Origin of the sequence: Mesorhizobium sp. M7A.F.Ca.MR.148.00.0.0, assembly GCF_003997735.1 — a bacterium.
In the GTDB taxonomy this organism is placed as follows: Bacteria; Pseudomonadota; Alphaproteobacteria; order Rhizobiales; family Rhizobiaceae; genus Mesorhizobium.
In genome coordinates this window covers 1-1603 of sequence record NZ_RZTB01000264.1, presented here as the reverse complement: position 1 = coordinate 1603, position 1603 = coordinate 1, and the positions used below count along the sequence as shown (strand labels likewise).

Here is a 1603-nt window from a genome sequence, read left to right as displayed (position 1 = left end):
CGCCCAAAATGCCGGCAGATTACGCCAAGAACTTCCGCCAGGCCCTGCCGCGGACACCGGGACACGAACGCATCGAAGAAAATATCGCCCGGGAGCCGGCGAAATCGATGATGGACGCCTAGAGGCACGGAGGGCAACGAAGCAGACATGACCGAAGTCGTCGAGAAGATGCAAACGGCCGAAACAGCCCAATTTGGCTCGCACGGGAGGTCGACAATCGCTGCTCAGTTGTCGAACGAGTGAGTTGGACATTGCCTACGAGGTCTCGGGGCCAACGGATGGAAGACCGCTCGTGCTCGTGCATGGCTGGTCGGATGACATCAGCTGCTGGGACAAAGTAGTCGGGAAGCTCGAGGATCGGAATTTCCGTATCTACGCCTCCTATCTTCGCGGCTCTGGTCCAACGCGATTTGTGCAAGGTTCCGTCATGCGCAGCGGTGCCATCTCGGCTCTCACACTCGATCTGTCGCAATTCCTGGAAGTGCTGAACCTCAACGACGTTCTGCTCGCCGGCTATGACTGGGGCGCGCGTGCGGGCTACGGCGTCGCGGCCTTGTACCCGAAAAGGGTAGCGAGTCTTGTCGTCGCTTCGGCAGGCTATGCCACGGCCATGTCGCCAACCGAGATGCCTTATGACCTGGCAAAATCATATTGGTACGAATGGTATGTTTCTACCACGCAAGGAGAAAAAGCATATCGCCAAGACGGTAAACGGCTCTGCAAATACCTCTGGGAAAGCTGCAATGGCCGGAACGCGATGCTGAATTTGCGACGTTCGGCATGGATGAAGACCACAAGCTTGCTGGCGGCACCGCCGGCATCTGGCACGCCTTCAACATCACCAGCGACAAGATCGCAGGCGTGGGCGGCTGGAGCAACGAAGAGTTGTCTCGATTCCTCAAAACCGGCGTCGTGCCCGGGAAGGCCTACGCAGGCGGGCCGACGGCGGAAACGGTCATGAACAGGCTGCAGCATCTTTCCGACGACGACATCCAGGCTATTGTCGCCTATCTCAGGGACGTGCCCGCCCAACCGGGAGACGAGAAGCAGCCGCGTTTCTCATGGGGTAACGCGGCCGCGGCCGACGGCGATGCTGGAACCGAAGGGATGACGCAAGGCAGCGGAACCGCAACCGGCGATGATCTCTATCGATCGCTCTGTTCGACGTGCCATGGGGCGAACGGAGGCGGATCATCAGACGGATCCTATCCGTCCTTGACCCGTAACAGCACCCCCGGCGCGGCCACGCCCGCGGATGTCGTCATGACCATCCTTGAAGGCGTCAAAGCTGGTGACGTGGCCGGGCGTCAATCGATGGCGGCCTTCGGCGGCTGGCTGGATGATGGCCAGGTGGCAGCTCTTGCAAATTACGTCACCGTGCGGTTCGGAATCCCGACCTCAGCGTCACCGCGGCCGATGTACGCCAGATGCGGGCAGGAACGACAACCAGCCAGACGATCATGATTCTGGCGGCTCAATCACTTGTAGCGGGCGCCGCCGTGTTGATGCTTGGCCTGCTGCTTTTGCTGGCAAGACGCCTGCGCCGTAGGGCGACTTCAGCGCGCCTCATGTTCGCGCATAGAGATAGGCGGTAATGTCGCGC

At 60.4% G+C, this 1603-nt stretch carries 1 protein-coding gene; it reads left to right on the top strand.

From position 1 onward, the window contains the following. The first annotated feature begins 780 nt into the window (after positions 1-780). Complete coding sequence (locus tag EOB49_RS33790; protein ID WP_164781925.1) at positions 781-1464, top strand: cytochrome c; 684 nt, start codon at positions 781-783, stop codon at positions 1462-1464. Positions 1465-1603 lie beyond the last annotated feature (139 nt).